The following is an 18,696-nucleotide window of genomic DNA, read 5'->3' as shown; positions in this document are numbered from 1 at the left end:
AACCTACACTATCAACTAATAATAATTTTTTCTGGGTTAGTTGTCATGGCGATCGTGGGATTTGATATCGGACTGGACGCACGGGTAGCCAGAAACCGGATTTTTTCACGACAATATTTCGTTGCAATCTACAGATTCTGTAAAAAACCCAGTTTCTTTGAGTCTTAATGCGTCCAGCACTGTTCAACCAAAACTTAACCAGCTAAAAACAGTGTCCACTGTCAATTCTAATTCAATTTTATCAATTACTGGCAACAGAGCTGCACCTTTGTACAGTTCTACTTTTTGTCCTGGAAATACTGCCAAAATACTCTCTTCTTCTGGATCTAGCAACCACCCCAACTCAGTGCCGTTTCGCGAACAGTGGAGTAAGTTACTCAGCACTTTTGTTTGGCTTTGGTTTGGAGAGAGAATTTCTATCGACCAGTCGGGATTAATGTCAAAGCGGTTAGCAATTCTACCAGAGGGCAAAAAAGGAATTCTTTCCCATCGGAATACTGCTACATCTGGCACGATTGATGCGCCGCCAAAAGTGCAGCGCAACTCGGGAAAAGCATTGGCAATTTTCCGAGTTTTCGCTACTTGATTGATAGTCTTGCAGAGTTCACCTTGAAGTACGCTGTGTTCACCTTGAGGCATGGGCTTCTGAATGATTTGTCCCTCAAGAAATTCTGAGGCCGGTTCAGTTTCAGGAAGTTTGAGGAACTCGTCTAAGGCTGGCTTGGGTTTAACGATCGCAGTCATAGGTTAATTCTCCCGATCCGAGAAACACTGAACGGCACATCACAATTGTAGGCGATCGCTGTTTAATTCCCGCTGCCCTTGTTCCAATTACCAGTTAACACTTACCAATTAGCAATTACCTAATTACTGATAATTGACAATTCGAGCAAAACTCGCAGCTTCCAAACTAGCACCGCCTACCAGAACCCCGTCAATCTCAGGCATCGCCATAACTTCATCAATATTCTCCGGTTTAACAGAGCCGCCGTACTGAATTGGCACGCCCGGATTAGTCAATTTACTGCGAATCAAACCAATAACTCGGTTAGCTTCCTTCGTTTCGCAAGTATCGCCAGTGCCGATCGCCCAAATCGGCTCGTAAGCAATTACCAACTTATTTTGGTCAACACCAACTAGATCTTTTTCCAACTGAGAAAAAATGTGAGATTCAGTTTCCCCTGCATCTCGCTGCTGCTTGGTTTCCCCAACGCACAGAATCGGAATTAAATCGTATTTCTGAGCAGCTTTCAGCCGCAAATTCACCGTTTCGTCAGTTTCCCCAAAATATTGGCGTCGCTCGCTGTGGCCGATGATGACATAACGGACACCAAGTTCACTCAGCATTGGCCCGGAAATTTCCCCAGTAAAAGCTCCAGACTCTTGCCAGTGGACGTTCTGAGCACCGAGTCTGATCCGGCTGCCGTGCAAATTTTTCGAGAGGACAGCCAAGGAAGTGAAGGGAACGCAAAGCACGACTTCCCGTTCCTCTGGGGTTTCCGTCAGGCAGGACATGAATCCTTGAAGAAACTCTAGGGATTCAGTCCTAGTTTTGTACATTTTCCAGTTGCCAGCAATAACTATTTTCCGCACGGGTGACTCAGTAGCTCTGTGAACATCAAAATCAGGCAAATTATAGTGTAAAGCTTTAGGGTACCTTTCGAGCTCTTATTGCCCAAACTCAATGCGAGCTTGCTCAACTAAGTCAACGGTGACGACTTCGGTTTCGGCTTCGCGGGCCAACTGCTCGATGCGGACGCGGGCTTGTCCCCGGACAAAGTAGGGAATATTTTTCAGCTTCGCCTTGGCTTCTGGCGTCCATTTTAAATCATCGGAAAATTCGGAATCGGGCATGGCGTTTTGAGCGATCGACTACAAGCCTTCATGGATCTGGCTTTGATGGAAAGCCTTTATCTCTTAAATTTACCACGAGTTGCGATCGCCCCACACCTTCTCACTCTGCCTTAATTTTGTTGCCTAAAATAGCCGACGCTTCTTGTAAAAGCTGATTCTGCTCTTGTCGAATTGCCTCCAACCTTGTCAAAATATTAGCAAGTCGTTCTTGAGACTCTAAACTGTTTGATTCAACTCCCCTCAATTGTAAAGCTGAATTATTTTTGTATTCGGGATTCTTTGAAACCAATGAGTTTACAGCCACTCCACCGACATTACTTACAGATTTAGATCCGACACTCAAAACCCCTTGCATAAATTTTCCAGGGCTTTGCAGAATAAATAACCATCCTTCTGCAAAAAAGCTACCTAAAGCCTGTAATAAACCCCAGATCATGAATATAAATAGTAGCAACATTGCTAAAGATATCAGCGGATGACTCACCAACCAGAAGACTACAGGGTGAGAATTAATCCAATCTTTGACAGTACCATTGATAGCGCTTTGAAGGGCATTGGCAGCGGCATCGGTCATATTTGTCGCCTTGTTAATGCTATCTTCTAATGAAGCCTTAGCCTTTTCTGTAGCTTGATTTACAGTCTCTACAGCTTGGCTAGTGCTTTGATTCAGAGTATTGACAGCCGAGTTAGTAGTTTGATTAATAGTTTCTTTAGCAGTTGCCGCAGAGTGAGAAACAGCATCAACTGCTTTGTTGGTACTTTCACTGACGCGACTAACTGCTTGATTGGCGACTTCAGATATAGAAACTCTCGCTTTTTCTGTTTTATCTGCTACAGTACCTAAAGCATTATGCGTAGCTTCATTAACAGTATTAACGGCAGAATTCGTAGTTTGAGTGAGAGCTTCTTTTGCCTGATACGCAGTTTCGGATAGAGAAGATTTAGCTTGTGCTGTTGCTTCTGAAACAGAATTAACGGCTTTTCCGACTTGTTCCGTCCAAACTTCTTTCGTTTTTTGAACGCTTTGAGAAAAATTAGCTAGTGCTACTGTCATAGTAAGTTATCTCCATCAAGTTAATTTACTCTTTCCAAGTGCTCATAGTATAGCTTCTATAGCAATCCTAAATGATTTTCTATATCTAGATCAATCCTAAATGATTTTCTCTGTGTAAGTATATTGACGTATTTTGGGGAAATCAAATTTATGTTCGTTAGTAAAAAACTCAAACAAAAACTTGACAATTTTAAAAGATCTACATAAATACCAATACTTTCTTAAAAAGTTTTTAGCTTGTAGCCAAATATCTTCAACGGGATTCTGTTGGGGAGCATTGGGAGCAAATAAAATACAAGTAATTGACCAATTCTCAGGTTCTTTGTCACCATTTAGTTCAAATAAAAAGTCTCTAAATTCTCCATATTTATGATAAATAGCTCCATCCCAAATCAAGATAATCTTGCGATTTTTATATTTATTTTGTAAGTATTTTATGAATTTAATTGTGGATTCTCCATCACCAGATGGATGGCTCTGAATATGGAATTCTTTGCTTTGATAATTGAGCGCGCCAAAATAAGTTTGTCTATCTTTTTCATTGGTAATTGGGACTTCAATTCTGATTTTTGATTGACCCCAAACATAACCAGTTAGATCACCATGAAGTAGATGACATTCATCTAAAAACAATACTATTATTTCCCCAGACTCTATACCAGCCTTGTTTTTAAATAAAATATCGTTAATCTCTTCCGTCTTTTTTTTTACCAGTTCTTTATCAAATTTAGGATTAGCTTTTTGAGTTTTTTTCCAACTTATTTTCGCCCGGTCGAAAAGTTCATAGTAACTCTGTTTTGATTTATACATCACACCAAACTCTTGAGCTAAATAAGTAACCAACTCATCTAAATTCCAATATTCTTTATTCTTTAACCACTCGATTACTTCAGTATTTTCTCGATCTGTTAAATACCCTTTTGACCCTTTATGTCCTAGTTTGATTCCGGCGATGCCTTTGGTTTTAAATTGTTTTTTCCAATAACCAATAAAAAAATTCCTTACACCTAATATTTTGCTGATTTCATTGTAGATATTACCTGAAAGCGCCATCCTTACAGCTATTGCTCGTTTTAGTTCTCTGGCATCGATATCGCTTTTAATGAAATCTTCTAATTGGGCTATTTCTTTTTCCATATCTTTTTCTTGCAGTTGTAAGTTATTCATTTTTTTATGGTCACAATCAAGTATTGCATATAATTGTATCATAGTCTTGATAATGATTTAGGATTGCTATATTTTTAATAGTGGGACTTTAGCTAAAATTTGAGCGAGAAATAGAGTTAAGATATATAGAGTAAACTTTTTAGGTTAGTCTGTTTCCTAATGGAATCTGATGAGAGCAACAGTTTCCATAGCCATGCCCCATGCTTTGAAAGATGGTGCTAATGCTGTGACGATGTGTTCGCCACTCTAGCACAAAGACATGAGTTGAGACACTATCTGGGGGGATTATGGGGAGAAAAAAGAGCAAAAACCTATCCCAGCTAGCCCTGAAAGCTGTTGATGTTTCTTAACAAAGCTTACGCCTTTTTGCAGTCAGAGCTTGCTGGTGGGGACAAAGGCTCAACCAAGGGCGAAGCTATACGCGATCGTGTGACAATCAGATGTATTACCCAAAAATAGAGCGGACGATTGCTCGTGGGACAACGGAGGAATGTGATGCACCTGAAAAAGCAGGAATAAAGTTGAGAAATATAGCATATTATCCCACGGGCGATCGCCAGATAACAGGCGATCGTTCGTCAAAGCTCGCTCGACGTTGTAAAAACTGTTTAATGCCCTAAAAATAATTACATATTTACAAAAATTAGCGCAAGTTACCAGACTTTATATACCCGAAAAAAAGCGATACTTTTTAAGTAGACTGTGGCCGTTGGTTTAACAAACCGGACGCTGCCTAGGATGTTGTTGCGGCAGCTTATCTAGTGTATAATTTATGACATATTTGCCAATTTTTAACTTTCCATCCCAAGCTCAAAATATGCTAGGCTAGAATGTTTCCAAAGCTTGAGATACACCATGACGTATGTATCAATCATTAGAAGAGTCAGCCATTTCGACTAACCCATCTACGGAACCGTCCTCTCTAATTCTGATTGTGGATGACGATGCTTTGATTCGTTTGCAACTTCGACTGTATTTACAGAAGGAAAAATACCGAGTGGCCGAAGCTAGTGATGGGTTGACAGGGCTAGCAGCTTATGAGGAAGTACATCCAGACCTGATCCTACTAGATGCAGTGATGCCTACTATGGATGGTTTTGCTTGTTGTCAAAAATTATCTGAAGTGCCAGAGAGCGATCGCCCACCTATTTTGATGATTACTAGCTTGGAAGACAAAGAATCTGTCGATCGAGCGTTTGCAGCAGGAGCGGCTGACTATATAACCAAACCAATTCACTGGGCTGTTCTGCGACAGAGAGTGCGGCGGTTGATTCAGCAATTCCACTTGCAACAGCAACAAACCCTACTTTACAAGCAACTAGAGGCCGCCAATCGACAATTAAAATACCTAGCGTCAATTGACGGTTTGACTCAGATTGCCAATCGCCGTCAGTTTGACGAACAGCTAGAGCACGAGTGGCGACGCATGACGAGGCAGCAAACTCCTTTGTCACTAATTTTGTGTGATATCGATTTCTTCAAGCCTTACAACGATACTTATGGACACCAAGCAGGGGATGTATGTTTACAGCAAGTTGCCGCAGCTCTCAATGGCAGTATTAATCGAGCTGGAGATTTAGTCGCACGTTATGGAGGTGAAGAATTTGTAGTGATTTTGCCCGAAACAGAGCTTGAGGGAGCCGTCCAAATCGTTAAAAAAATTCAGGCTCGCGTCCAAGCTTTAGCAATAGTCCATAAGAGTTCTCCGAATCATTGCATTACCCTCAGCTTCGGTATTACCACTGTGATTCCCACCCAAGAGAGCCTGCCAGAAACTTTAATTACTGCTGCAGATGCAGCACTTTATCAAGCCAAAGACCAAGGTCGTAATACTTTTTGTACCAAAACTCATACAGTTAATGAGTTCACTCATTAAATCATAAGAGTAAAAACTATACCTCTCGTAATTGGGAATAATTTTTTCTTAAAAATTGAGCGAAATATCAACTCCTGCATGAGTAAGCCTTGATTGCTGCTTGAAAACTTAAATAATCGGTGGTGCGATCTTCAGAGAAACTGTCAGGTAAATAACAGATCGGCTCTATGGCACTTTTTTTATCGGAATCAGATCATATTCAGCAACTAGCGATTCTAGAAGTTTATGGGAGGGTCTAGCTCAGTGCGTGATAAAAGATGGTTAGGTGCGATCGCCCTTCTCACTGTTGCGGGTTTTCTGGGCAACTATTTCAGTGTGTCTCTGTTATTTGGAGTGGATTTCCTCTTTGGCAGTATTGCAATACTGATTATTGCTTACTATTTCGGCTGGGGCTGGGGAGGCTTGGCTGGTCTAATAGCAGGCAGCTATACTTATTTCCTTTGGAATCATCCATACGCCACGATTATTTTGGTAATTGAAGCTCTGTTTGTAGGGTTTCTTTGCAAGAAGCGCAAACATCCGAACCTCCTTTTATTCGATGGGATTTACTGGTTCTTAATTGGAATGCCCCTCGTTTGGCTTTTCTACGGTCAAATGATGCACATGGACGCGAATCAGGCCATCCTCGTTATGTGCAAACAAGCAGCAAACGGCATTTTTAATGCCTTAGTGGCCAGCTTAATCATTTCGTATGCGCCGATTTATCGGTGGGTTACTCATTCAAAAAATCTCGCCCTCTCTTTACAACAAACTATTTTTCATCTGTTGGTGGCTTTTGTCTTTTTTCCCGGACTGCTCCTATTAGTTTTTGATGGTAGATACTTTATTGGTCAAATCCAAACGACGGTGCAAACGGAGTTACAAACAAACGCAAAAACTCTCACTAGCGCCATATCTAGATGGCATCAGCGACATCTCTTAGCTGTAAATACATTAGCTGAAAAATCGCTCATCCCTGAAGCATCAACTGCTGCTAATACAGCGATCAAATCATCCGATAAATTACAAGAAAATCTTAGTCTAATCGAGCATTTGTTGCCAGATTTTAACCAAATTTATGTAGCCGATTCATCGGGAAGAATTTTAGCTAATTCTTCTCCTTTTAATCAAACCCGTCGGCGCTTGATCGAAGAAAGCACGGAACATAAATCTCTCATTACCCTGGCTCAAGAGCGATCGAGACCTTGGATGACTTCTATCCACAAAGATTTATTAATGGACGAACCTCATGTAGGATTGAATGTACCCCTCCAAGTTCAAGGTCGTTTTATTGGGGTGCTCCACGGTTTATTAGGATTGAGCAAGCTCAAATCTCTCTACATTTTCCAGAGGAACGATCGGCAATTACGCATTACATTGCTCGATGAAAACAACCGAGTCATTGCGAGTAATCAATCCGACGAAAAGCTTTTGACCAGGGTTCAGGAGTCAAAGAGCGGCAGCACTCGCACCTTAGAGGGAACCTTGCAGCAGTGGCTTCCTAGCAATGGCAATCCGATGACCCGTTGGAAAAACTCTCTGTATATACAGGAATTTACAATTAACTCCGACCTGGACTGGAGATTACGTTTAGAAATTCCAGCCTCTCCCTATGTAGAAAATTTACAAAATCGCTACAAGGCTGACTTGAGTATTCTACTCGTCATCACAATGTTGGCATTTTTGTTTGCAACGCTGGTTAGCGAACGACTGGTCAAGCCATTATCCTATTTAGCTGGTGCGACTGCTGACTTACCCAACAAGCTTTCAGAAGAAACATTTGAATGGAAACATAGTTCTGTTACTGAAATCAATGAGCTTGCTCGCAATTTTCAATTGATGGCGATCGCACTCAATCAAAAGTTTAGGGAGATTAAACAGGCCAACGCCACATTAGAACAGCGGGTTCAAGAACGAACGCAAAAATTATCCAGAATCAATCGATCTCTCAAAGGGGAAATTCAGAGACGTAAACAAGCCGAAGCTGAACTAAGAACAAGAGAGGCAGCGATACGAGCTTTATATGAAGTTACTTCTACCCAAAATCTCAATTTTGAGCAGCGCATCCAAGCGTTGATTGACATGGGATGTCAGAATTTTGGGCTTGAAAGTGGCATCTTGGCTCGCGTGCAAGATAATCGTTATGAGGTGATGGTTGCGCGATCGCCCGATGGAATCCTGAAACCAGGTGATGCCCTTGATATTAAGCAAACTTTTTGCTGTGAAGCTTTAGACACAAATGAACCCCTAACCATCCAACATACAGGCACCTCAAAATGGTGCTACCATCCTGCCTATCTTGCCTTTGGCATAGAAGCTTATATTGGAACACGAGTGTTAGTTGCAGGCAAAGTTTACAGTACCCTCAGCTTTTCTAGTAAATCTCGCCGTGCAGACAATTTTAAATCTGCCCATCTGGAATTACTGAAGCTGATGGCTCAATGGATTGGTAGTGAAATTGAACGGCATGAGGCAGAAGTCGCTCTGCAAGCGAGTGAAGAGCGGTGGGAACTCGCCCTACGTGGTAGTAATGATGGGGTATGGGATTGGAACGTCAACACCAATGAAGTATTCTTCTCGGCTCGCTGGAAAGAGATGTTGGGCTACGAAGACCATGAAATCCCTAATCACCTGGATGAATGGAGCAAGCGGGTGCATCCCCATGATCTCAATTGGGTGATGCAAGTAATTCAAGATCACTTTGAGGGCAAAACTCCCTTTTATATTACAGAACATCGATTGCTTTGCAAGGATGGGAGCTACAAATGGATTTTAGCTCGAGGGCAAGCGCTTTTGGATGAAGCGGGCAAAGTTGTTCGTATGATTGGTTCTCACAGCGATACTACCGATCGCAAAAAGTTGGAGCAGGAAATTCAAGCCAGAGAGCAATTATTGAATGCTTTCTTTAACGGAGCTTCCCTAGCAGGGGTGGGGCTATGTATCCACGATCGGCAGTTTAAATTTTTACAAATCAATGAGGCACTAGCTGAAATTAATGGCTACCCTGTAGAGGATCACTTAGTTAAGACAACCGATGATATTTTGGGAGAATTTGCTCCTGATGTAAATGCACTGTTACAACAGGTTTTAGCAACCGGAAAACCTTCCATCAACTTGGAAATGAGCACAGCACTATCGAGTCAAACGGGTGTCAAGCGCTACTGGCTAGTTTCTCACTTTCCCATTTTCAAGGATGCAGAGCAGCCTATAGCAGTGGGTTGCATTCTAATTGAAATTAGTGATCGCAAACGCGCCGAAGCGGAACTGCAACAAATGAGTGCAGCGCTAGAAAATGCCGTGGCAGGCATTTCTCGGCTGGATACTCAAGGACGCTATGTCTCTATTAACGAAACTTATGCCACCATCTGCGGATATCAGCCAGAGGAAATGCTAGGGATGGAATGGCAAAAAACTGTTCATCCTGAAGATGTTGGAAGGATGGTGGCTGCTTATCAGCAAATGTTGAGAGACGGCAGAGTCGAACTAGAAGCTAGGGGGATGCGAAAAAATGGCTCTATGTTCTATAAACAAGTGGTGATGGTCTCTGCTTATGATGAGCAAAATGTCTGTGTGGGGCATCACTGCTTCATGAAGGATATTAGCGATCGCAAGCAGGCAGAAGAAGCACTACAACGACAATTGGAAAAAGCCCTACTGCTGAAGCAAATTACCCAAGAAATTCGTCAAAGCCTCAATGCTCAGCAGATATTTGAAACGGCGGCTATTCAGATCGGGCAAGCATTTGGGGTCAGTCGCTGCTTAATTCGCACATACCTGGACAATCCACAGCCTCAGTTTCCTGTCGTTGCAGAGTATCTAGCACCCGGATCTGCCCCCAGCGGCGAGCATGACCTTCTGGCTGCGAGTCCTGCTTATACAAAACAGTTGATGGCTCAAGATGAAGCGCTCGCCTCCGGGGATGTCTATTGCGATTCATTGCTCACCTGTACTCATTCAATTTGTACCAGTCTCAAATTAAAATCGATGTTAGCAGTGCGAACTTCTTACCAAGGAGAACCGAATGGTGCCATTTGTTTGCACCAGTGCGATCGCTACCGTAGTTGGACTCCCGATCAAGTGGAGTTGCTAGAATCCGTCGCGACTCAAGTAGGAATTGCTCTGGCTCAAGCCAAATTACTAGAGCAAGAAACTCGACAACGAGAAGAATTAACTCTGAAAAACTGTGTCCTGGAGCAAACTAGACGAGAAGCAGAAGCTGCGAACCGAGCCAAAAGTGAATTTCTGGCGATGATGAGCCATGAAATTCGCACTCCCATGAATGCGGTTATTGGCATGACGGGACTGCTGCTAGATACAGAACTCAAGGCTCAACAGCGAGACTTTATAGAGACGATTCGCAATAGTGGGGATGCGCTTCTGAGCATCATCAACGACATCCTTGACTTCTCCAAAATTGAGTCGGGCAAGCTGGAGCTAGAAAAGCATCCCTTGAGCTTGAGAGATTGCATAGAAGGTGCGATCGATCAACTTGCAGTTAAAGCAGATGAGAAGGATATTGAGTTGGGCTACCTCATCCAGCCTCAGACTCCTAAGTTGATTTTGGGTGATGTCACCCGTCTGCGTCAGATTCTAGTTAACTTGCTCAACAATGCGATTAAGTTTACTGAAACTGGGGAAGTTACCATTTCCGTGGAAGCCTCTTTAGTTGATTCTGAGAAAACGATTTCTGAGTCAGGTAACTTGTCAGAAAGCTTGTATGAAATCCAGTTTGCCATTCAAGACACAGGCATTGGTATTCCAGCCAACCGGCTCGATCGACTGTTCAAGTCATTTAGTCAAGTAGATGCTTCGACGACTCGGCAGTATGGAGGGACTGGTTTAGGTCTGGCGATTAGTAAGCGACTTAGTGAAATGATGAACGGCATGATGTGGGTTGAGACCAGAGGTCACGTCGGAGGAACCCCTTCACCAAAATGGCAAGCCGCTAAGCTTAATCGAGTCACAATGGGTTCTACCTTCTACTTCACCATTGTGGCATCCGCTGTTGCTACTGAGTTAGCGGAACCGATGGAAATGGTACCAGAACTATCTGGCAAGCGTTTATTAATCGTGGATGACCAGCCCACTAACCGACAAATTCTGACTTTGCAAGCAGAGACTTGGGGGATGCAGAGTCTGGCTGCCCCATCGGCTGTAGAAGCGCTCAACTGGCTTGAGAGTGGAGAAACCTTTGATGTGGCTATTTTAGATATGCAAATGCCACAAATGGACGGCCTCACACTCGCCTCAGCTATCCACCAGCATCCTAAGTGCCACCGTTTACCCCTAGTGTTGCTGACTTCAATGGGCTACCCAGAAGCGAGTTCTTCAGCGCTCTCCACCCACTTTGCGGCTTTTTTAAGCAAACCCATCAAACAATCCCAGCTCTATCAAATACTGATCCATGTGCTACAAGCTCAACCGAAAAAAGTTCAGCAACAGCACCCTAGATCTGTTCAGGATGATATGAAACTGGCCCAGAGACTTCCACTGCGAATTCTGTTAGCAGAGGATCATCTGGTGAATCAGAAGGTGGCACTGCTGCTGTTGGAGCGTTTGGGATACCGGGCCGATGTTGCTGCCAATGGATTAGAAGTCTTGGAAGCCCTGAATCGCCAGCCTTACGATCTAGTGTTGATGGATGTACAAATGCCAGAGATGGATGGACTAGAAGCCAGCCGTCGTATTTGCCAGGAGTGGCCGGCTCATGCTCGTCCCCGAATTATTGCCATGACGGCAAATGCCATGCAGGGCGATCGTCAAGTTTGTCTTGATGCTGGAATGAATGACTATATCAGTAAACCAATTCGAGTAGATGCTCTCATCCAAGCGCTGAGTCAGTGTCCACCCAACCCCGAACCGCAGCAGCCCCAAAAAGATGAATCAGATAGCAAGAAGCCAGAAATTGATGTACCAGCGGTCAACCTCACAGAACTGCAAGCCTTCTGTAGCAGCATCGATGAAGATTCAACCCAGATTTTGAGCTTGCTGGCGAACTGCTACTTCGAGGAATCTTTAAAGTTGCTACAAGCTATGAAATTAGCGATTGCCCAAGCGGATACTCAAACCCTAAAGCGAGTGGCTCATACCCTCAAAGGCAGTAGTGCGAATCTAAGCGCGGCTCCTCTCGCCCAGCTTTGTAGCAGGTTAGAAGTCATCAGTACCTCTGGTGAACTAGATCAAGCCTCAACCCTATTGGCTCAAATCGAGGGTGAGTACGATCGTGTCAAGAATACTCTTCAACAAGAACTACAAAAGAGCGAAACTAATCTATGAAAGCCAATTAATATCATTTCCGGTTACACTCCTTATGATGTTGACGGTTGACACCGTGAACAGTCAACAGTCAACCGTCAACTCTAATTTACTATTCCGATGCTAACGGATTTGATATTAATCCTGGTTCCAAATCTGTTAACCTAATACGCATTTAAATTGCATGGTAAAATAAATTTTCCTTCTTGTGGCGTGGGCATATTGCCCGCCCTCAACATACAATTTAAATCCACAACAGCTTAATCAGAATTATTCATATATCTCTTCTTTTCATCTGCGTGAATCTGAGTTTATCCCTTGTCATCTGCGGTTCATAAATTCTCTTTTTTTTAACCGCAGATGAGGGCAGATTAACACAGATTAACGCAGATTAATTATATCAATTATGATTGCTGTGTCCGTGATTGTTGAGTGTTGACTGTTAGCTGGATTTTACAATAATTACTAATGAGTAATGACTGCTGGTTGCTGTCGAAGCGGAATCTCGATCACAAACTCAGTACCCTTCCCCAATTCCGAATTGCATTTTAAAACGCCACCGTGTTTCTCTACCACAATTTGGTAACTAATTGACAGTCCCAATCCTGTACCTTTCCCGACCGACTTAGTGGTGAAAAAAGGGTCAAATATGCGTTTTCTCATAGATTCCGAAATTCCCGTGCCGTTGTCAGAAATCCGAATCACCGCGCTAGGAACAGTATCATTAAGTTGACCGATAGCAGTAGAGATTTTAATTTGAGGAGTTACAGATTGACCCCCGAGCAACTTGTGCGATTCCAAAGCATCGATCGCATTCCCAATTACATTCATAAATACCTGATTCAACTGTCCAGCATAACACTCGACTAGAGGCAAAATGCCGTATTCTTTAACTAGCACAATGTTTGCACTTTCCGCATTAGATTTCAGCCTGTGCTGTAAAATTAACAGCGTGCTGTCAATGCCCTCGTGAATATCAACCGCCTTCATTTGACTTTCGTCAAGACGAGAGAAATTCCTTAATGACAGAACTATTTGCCGGATGCGATCGGCTCCCACCTTCATTGAAGATAGCAATTTTGGCAAATCTTCTAGCAGAAATTCCAAGTCAATATCTTCACTCAATTTGTCTATTTCAGGACTAGAAGCGGGATATTTCTGCTGGTAAAGTTCCAGCAAACTCAGTAAGCTAGCAGTATATTCACTAGCGTGATTGAGATTGCCGTAAATAAAGTTAACCGGATTGTTAATTTCGTGAGCAATCCCGGCTACCAGTTGCCCTAAACCAGACATTTTTTCAGTTTGAATCAATTGAGCTTGAGTGTGCTGCAAATCCTTTAAACTTTGAGCGATTTGTTCTGCTTGGCGCCTGGTTTGAGCCAGCAAATCCGCTTGTTGGATAGCTACGCCTAACTGATTAGCAATCTGAGCTAAAAAGTTAACTTCTGAACTTTGCCAACTGCGGGTTCCAGAATGTTGATACGCTGTCAGCAAACCCCAAAGTTCTTGTCCTACAAAAATCGGCGCGATCGCATAAGCCTTCACTTGGAATTGTTCTAAAATACCCACAACACACTCCGAGTGGCAAACTTGATAGATATCGTCAACGGCTAGAGTTTCATTATTGACATATCTGCCGCCTCGGTTTTCCTGCAAATAAGTATCTTGCCAAACCGTACTGATACCTTCCCCTACCAATTTTATCCAGCCATCTTTCACAAACTCTGCCACATAATGGCCGCTCCAATCAGGATTAAATTGATAGACAGCAATTCTATCAACTTGCATACACTGACAAACTTCTTGGGTTGCAGTCTTAAAAATTGCTTTGATATCGAGAGATTCTCGAATCTTGGCCACTACTTCAAACAGTATCCGCTGTTGCTCGGCTGCCCACTGCAAATCGATAGTTTGCTGCCGCGTTTTAGCAAGCAAATCGGCTTGTTCTAATGCTACGCTCAACTGAGTTCCTACTTGCGTAGCAAACTGAATTTCCGAACTGTTCCAATTGCGGGAACTGCCGCACTGGTGCACGCACAGCAAACCCCAAAGTTCGCTGCCATTCATCAGTGGTATAATCACCTGAGCTCTTATTTGAAATTGAGCTAAAATAGCAGCGTGGCAGTCGGAGAAGCCCGCAGTTTCGAGATCGGGCAGCACTTGAATGCGTCCCTGGCTGTATTTAGTTGCATAGTTCTCTCCCAAACACTGATCGCGAACTTTCACATCCATTGCTGAAGGAAAATCTGGCAAAACATCTTCGGTAATAAATTCGCCTTCATTAAACTTTGAACTCGGATCGAAGCGATAAATGCCAACTCTATCTGCATTTAAAATCCGCCGCAATTCTGTAGTTGTCGTGCAAAAAATTGTATCTAAATCGAGAGATTGTCGAATCTTAGCAACTACCTCAAATAGTATCCGCTCCTGCTCTGCTGCCCGCTGCAAGTCAACTGCTTGCTGCTGAGTTTGAGCGAGCAAATCTGCTTGTTCTAAAGCGATGCTGAGCTGAGCGGAAATTTGGGTAGCAAACTTAATTTCGGAAGATTCCCAGTTGCGGGGAGCCGAACACTGGTGCACGCACAGCAACCCCCAAAGATCCTTGCCTTTCATAATCGGTGCAACTAAAGTAGCTTTGACTTGAAATTGCTCCAATAGTTGCTCATAGCAATCTTGCAGTCCGGCCTGTCTGATATCGGACATGGTGTGAACTCGCCCCTGAGAGTAAAGATTGGCGTAGTTTTCTCCAAAGCAGTGATCGTGCAGTTTGACTGCCATTGCTGACACAAAATCTGGCAAAACATCTTCAGCAACGAATTCGCCGTCATTAAATTGCGATGCGGCATCGAAGCGGTAAACCCCAACTCTATCTGCATTTAAAGCCCGCCGCACTTCCTGGGACATCGTGCTAAAAATCTTGTTCAAGTCGAGGGATTTCCGCATTTTTGCCACGACTTCAAACAGCACTCGCTGCTGTTGGGTCAACTGCTGTAGTTGAGCGGTGCGCTTTTGAACTTGATTTTCTAAATTTGTGTTAAGTTCCTCTATTTGTTGATCGAGTTGGTAGTGGTTAATAGCATTAGAAAAGTGAGTGCCAAAAATTTGCATCAATTCAATTTCTTCAGCCTTCCAGTCGCGAATTTGGGCAGTTTTTGACTCTTTCCAGGCTTCAAAAGATATCCGAGATTGGGCAAGCCGCCCGTCGCTATCAAACTGTCTAGCCCAGAGAGTTTCGGTGTCAAATTCTTCTCGAAAAATGGTCAAGTAACCGAATATGTGCTGGCGGGTTCTGAGTGGTACGATTAAAATGCTGCGAATTTTGGTCGATCGAAATGCAGGTTGTAGGCTTCTCAAACTGCTAATTTGGTACAAGTCGGGAATTGCCCAAACCTGTTGCTCGCCGGATTTAAAATATTCGTGCCAAACGCTGTATTGCTCAACCTGCGGGTATTTTGCGGAAATTCCCATCTTCGGCCCTAAGCCACAAGTGTAGACTGTGAGTTCGCCAGTGGAGTTATCCGAATAGGGAACTCGATTCGTAACCTTGCTGCTGTCGGAAATGAATGGCGTGGCGAAAATGCACAGCCTGCCGCCCGCGGCGTCTAGTGCTGCTACCGATTCTACCAAAGCCGTTTGGAGTTCAATCGCCGGCTGGGAGTTAAGGGCAGCAGCCACGCGGTTGACGGCAGCTTCCCGTTGAGCTTTCGCCCTCGCTTCGGCGAGGAGGGTTGATTGGGCTATGGCGACGCCGAGCTGATCTGCCACCATCTGAACGCCTTGGAGTTCGTTTTCTCCCACACTCCGGGACTCGGAGTGGTGAGATACCAACAATCCCCACAATTCTTCGCCGTGAAAAATTGGTACTACCAAGCAAGCCTTGACGCCCAGTGCAGTCAAGTATTCAGCGTGGCAGGGGTCAACCGCACGAAAGCGCATTTGGTCGTCGGGCAGCAGTTGGCCGGAAACCGCCTCGCGGCGCGGACTTTGGCCTAGCTGGCCGGAATCTATATCGACGATTGATCGCACCTGTACTTGGGCGAACAGTTCGCGGGCGTGAGGCGGAATATCGTCTGCTGGAAAATGCAGACCCAATAGGGATGGCAAGCGGTTGCCGTTAATTGATTCGGCAATCACTTCACCGCTACGGTCGCTATGAAATTTGTAGATTTTTACTCTGTCTGTTCCCAAGAAGGATTGAACTTCTGCTGCTGTTGCGCTCAGAATTTCCGGTAGTTCTAGAGAGCGACGAATGCGGTTGGCGATGCGTTCGAGCAAATTTGCTCGATCAAACCTCACCTTGAGATTTTCGATCTTCAATGAGTCCATTATTAATCTTTTGCTTTCCTAGCAATAATAGTAAGCGGCCCAAAAGTTTTGTGCCTGTTAAAAAAATCGGCAAGCACAGCCATTTAATAAAATATAAATATCCTGAGGGCGATCGTCGATTAGTTTTGCACCTGTAGTGATCTGCCTTAAAATTGCAACTTTCCATTGCAACTTTCCATTTGTGTGGGATTAAAACTTTGCTACTTTAAATATAAACTTTGTAGAGCCTGCCTTGCAAGCTCGATACCCCAAAAGATTAAAATTGTCAAGTTTCAAGACTTGTAGAGTCATTCACCGCCAGCGATGAAGGTCGCACCGAAATATCTCAGTCCTGGATGCAAAAGCTGGCTGAGGAACGAGCTGACGGAAAGAAACAGCATAATTCAACAGGTTAACTCAGAAACCGGGTTTCTAGGTCTAGGATTGTATCTGCTGCTAGGGGATCGGAGAACAGTAGATAGACAATCCGCAGCTTTTTCAGATATTTTTAGATCAAAAAAAAGCTCCTGCCGTTAAGCAGGAGCCTTTTTCAACTAGACAATCAAATCAGAAATAAATTCGATCGATTAGTCTAAGTCTGGCATAGCCAGCACTGGTTCATTTTCGCGATCGATACCCTTCTCAAAGCCAGCGACAGCCGCGCGAGCACGACCAGCGTGCCACAAGTGGCCGACCAAGAAGAAGAAACCCATCACAAAGTGGAAACAGGACAGCCAAGAACGAGGAGAAGTGAAGTTAAACGAGTTAACTTCAGTCGCCACACCGCCCACAGAGTTCAAAGAACCCAAAGGAGCGTGAGTCATGTACTCAGCAGCGCGGCGAGCTTGCCAAGGCTGAATGTCATTCTTGATTTTGTTCAAGTCCAAACCGTTAGTACCGCGCAAGGGTTCCAACCAAGGGCCTTGGAAATCCCAGAAACGCATCGTTTCACCGCCGAAAATGATTTCGCCAGTAGGAGAGCGCATCAGGTATTTACCCAGACCGGTGGGGCCTTGTGCAGAACCGACGTTAGCACCCAAGCGTTGGTCGCGGATCAGGAAGGTCAAAGCTTGCGCTTGAGAAGCTTCCGGGCCCGTCGGGCCGTAGAATTCGCTGGGGTAAGCAGTGTTGTTGAACCAGACAAAGCAGCAAGCGATGAAGCCCATCAGGGACAAAGCACCCAAGCTGTAAGACAGGTAAGCTTCGCCAGACCAGATTAAGGCGCGGCGAGCCCAGCCGAAAGGCTTGGTCAAAATGTGCCAAACACCGCCAGCGATACAAATCAGGCCCAGCCAGATGTGACCGCCGATGATGTCTTCCATGTTGTTGACGCTGACAATCCAGCCTTCGCCACCAAAAGGAGAGCGCACCAAGTAGCCAAAAATCACAGCCGGATTCAGAGTGGGGTTCGTGATAATACGCACGTCGCCGCCGCCCGGAGCCCAAGTGTCATAGACACCGCCGAAGAACATGGCCTTAGCTACCAGCAGCAAGCAACCGCCACCCAACAAAATTAGGTGATAGCCGATGATGTTGGTCATCTGGTTCTTATCTTTCCAGTCGTACCCGAAGAAAGAAGAGTATTCTTCGAGAACTTCCGGGCCGCGAACGGCGTGATAAATGCCGCCCAAACCGAGAACTGCAGATGAAATCAAGTGAAGAACGCCGACTACGAAGAACGGGAAGATATCAGTGACTTCACCGCCGGGGCCGACGCCCCAACCCAAAGTAGCGATGTGGGGCATCAAGATTAAGCCCTGTTCGTACATGGGCTTTTCTGGAATAAAGTGAGCGACTTCAAACAAAGTCATTGCACCGGCCCAGAACACGATCAAGCCAGCGTGAGCGACGTGGGCGCCCAGCAGTTTGCCGGAGAGATTGATCAAACGAGCGTTGCCAGACCACCAAGCGAACCCGGAGGATTCTTGGTCGCGACCGCTTGCGTAGGAATTAGAGAGCGTTACCACCCGGTAGAACCTCCAACGATTTTAGATTTTGGATTTTGGGTTTTTTGTTCCCTAGTAGGGCACGGGAGTACCGCGCCTGCGCCGGGGAATAGGGATTTGGATTTCAGATTAAGTTAAAAAAATAAAATTAATCTGAAATCCAAATCCTGATTTTTTTAAAGTGCGTTACCGCGAGGCAGAACTTCTTCAGGGAAGATGAAGTTTTCGTGGGGTTGGTCTGTCGGAGCCATCCAAGCACG

Annotated in this window: 9 protein-coding genes; 2 read left to right on the top strand and 7 right to left on the bottom strand. The window is 44.4% G+C overall.

The genetic code is table 11. The features are described from left to right. Positions 1 to 183: 183 nt before the first annotated feature. The 5 genes from QUA10_RS22255 to QUA10_RS22235 all read right to left on the bottom strand — a co-directional run bounded on the left by QUA10_RS22255 (position 184) and on the right by QUA10_RS22235 (position 4,075). Positions 184 to 744 carry a Uma2 family endonuclease gene (locus QUA10_RS22255; RefSeq protein WP_333080060.1) on the bottom strand — a complete coding sequence of 187 codons (561 nt, stop codon included), beginning with the start codon at positions 742 to 744 and terminating at the stop codon, positions 184 to 186. A gap of 123 nt (positions 745 to 867) precedes the next feature. Next, entirely contained in the window at positions 868 to 1,593 is a 726-nt protein-coding gene (gene tpiA / locus QUA10_RS22250) for a triose-phosphate isomerase (protein ID WP_333080511.1), read from the bottom strand. 75 nt (positions 1,594 to 1,668) lie between these two features. Then, on the bottom strand, positions 1,669 to 1,854 hold the full coding sequence (locus tag QUA10_RS22245; protein ID WP_006633749.1) for a PCP reductase family protein: 186 nt from the start codon (positions 1,852 to 1,854) through the stop codon (positions 1,669 to 1,671). 100 nt (positions 1,855 to 1,954) lie between these two features. Continuing rightward, positions 1,955 to 2,908: a hypothetical protein gene (locus tag QUA10_RS22240; RefSeq protein WP_333080061.1), complete on the bottom strand. Its 954-nt coding sequence runs from the start codon at positions 2,906 to 2,908 to the stop codon at positions 1,955 to 1,957. Positions 2,909 to 3,004: 96 nt separating this feature from the next. Continuing rightward, positions 3,005 to 4,075, bottom strand: a complete 1,071-nt coding sequence (locus tag QUA10_RS22235) for an IS630 family transposase (protein ID WP_333080062.1) — start codon at positions 4,073 to 4,075, stop codon at positions 3,005 to 3,007. Positions 4,076 to 4,937: 862 nt separating this feature from the next. Between QUA10_RS22235 and QUA10_RS22230 the strand changes: the two genes are divergently transcribed. Both QUA10_RS22230 and QUA10_RS22225 read left to right on the top strand, forming a co-directional pair. Continuing rightward, complete coding sequence (locus tag QUA10_RS22230) at positions 4,938 to 5,951, top strand: PleD family two-component system response regulator (RefSeq protein ID WP_333080064.1); 1,014 nt, start codon at positions 4,938 to 4,940, stop codon at positions 5,949 to 5,951. 243 nt (positions 5,952 to 6,194) lie between these two features. Further along, complete coding sequence (locus QUA10_RS22225) at positions 6,195 to 12,206, top strand: response regulator (protein ID WP_333080065.1); 6,012 nt, start codon at positions 6,195 to 6,197, stop codon at positions 12,204 to 12,206. Between the two features lie 444 nt (positions 12,207 to 12,650). On the opposite strand, the gene QUA10_RS22220 is transcribed toward QUA10_RS22225, so the two are convergent. Then, positions 12,651 to 16,511 (bottom strand): GAF domain-containing protein, encoded by a 3,861-nt coding sequence (locus tag QUA10_RS22220; protein WP_333080067.1) that lies wholly within the window; start codon positions 16,509 to 16,511, stop codon positions 12,651 to 12,653. Between the two features lie 566 nt (positions 16,512 to 17,077). Beyond that, on the bottom strand, positions 17,078 to 18,457 hold the full coding sequence (gene psbC / locus QUA10_RS22215; RefSeq protein ID WP_333080068.1) for a photosystem II reaction center protein CP43: 1,380 nt from the start codon (positions 18,455 to 18,457) through the stop codon (positions 17,078 to 17,080). Positions 18,458 to 18,696: the final 239 nt, after the last annotated feature.

The sequence above is a fragment of the Microcoleus sp. Pol8_D6 genome (assembly GCF_036700965.1).
GTDB lineage: Bacteria > Cyanobacteriota > Cyanobacteriia > Cyanobacteriales > Microcoleaceae > Microcoleus.
This window is presented reverse-complemented; position numbering and strand designations above follow the sequence as displayed.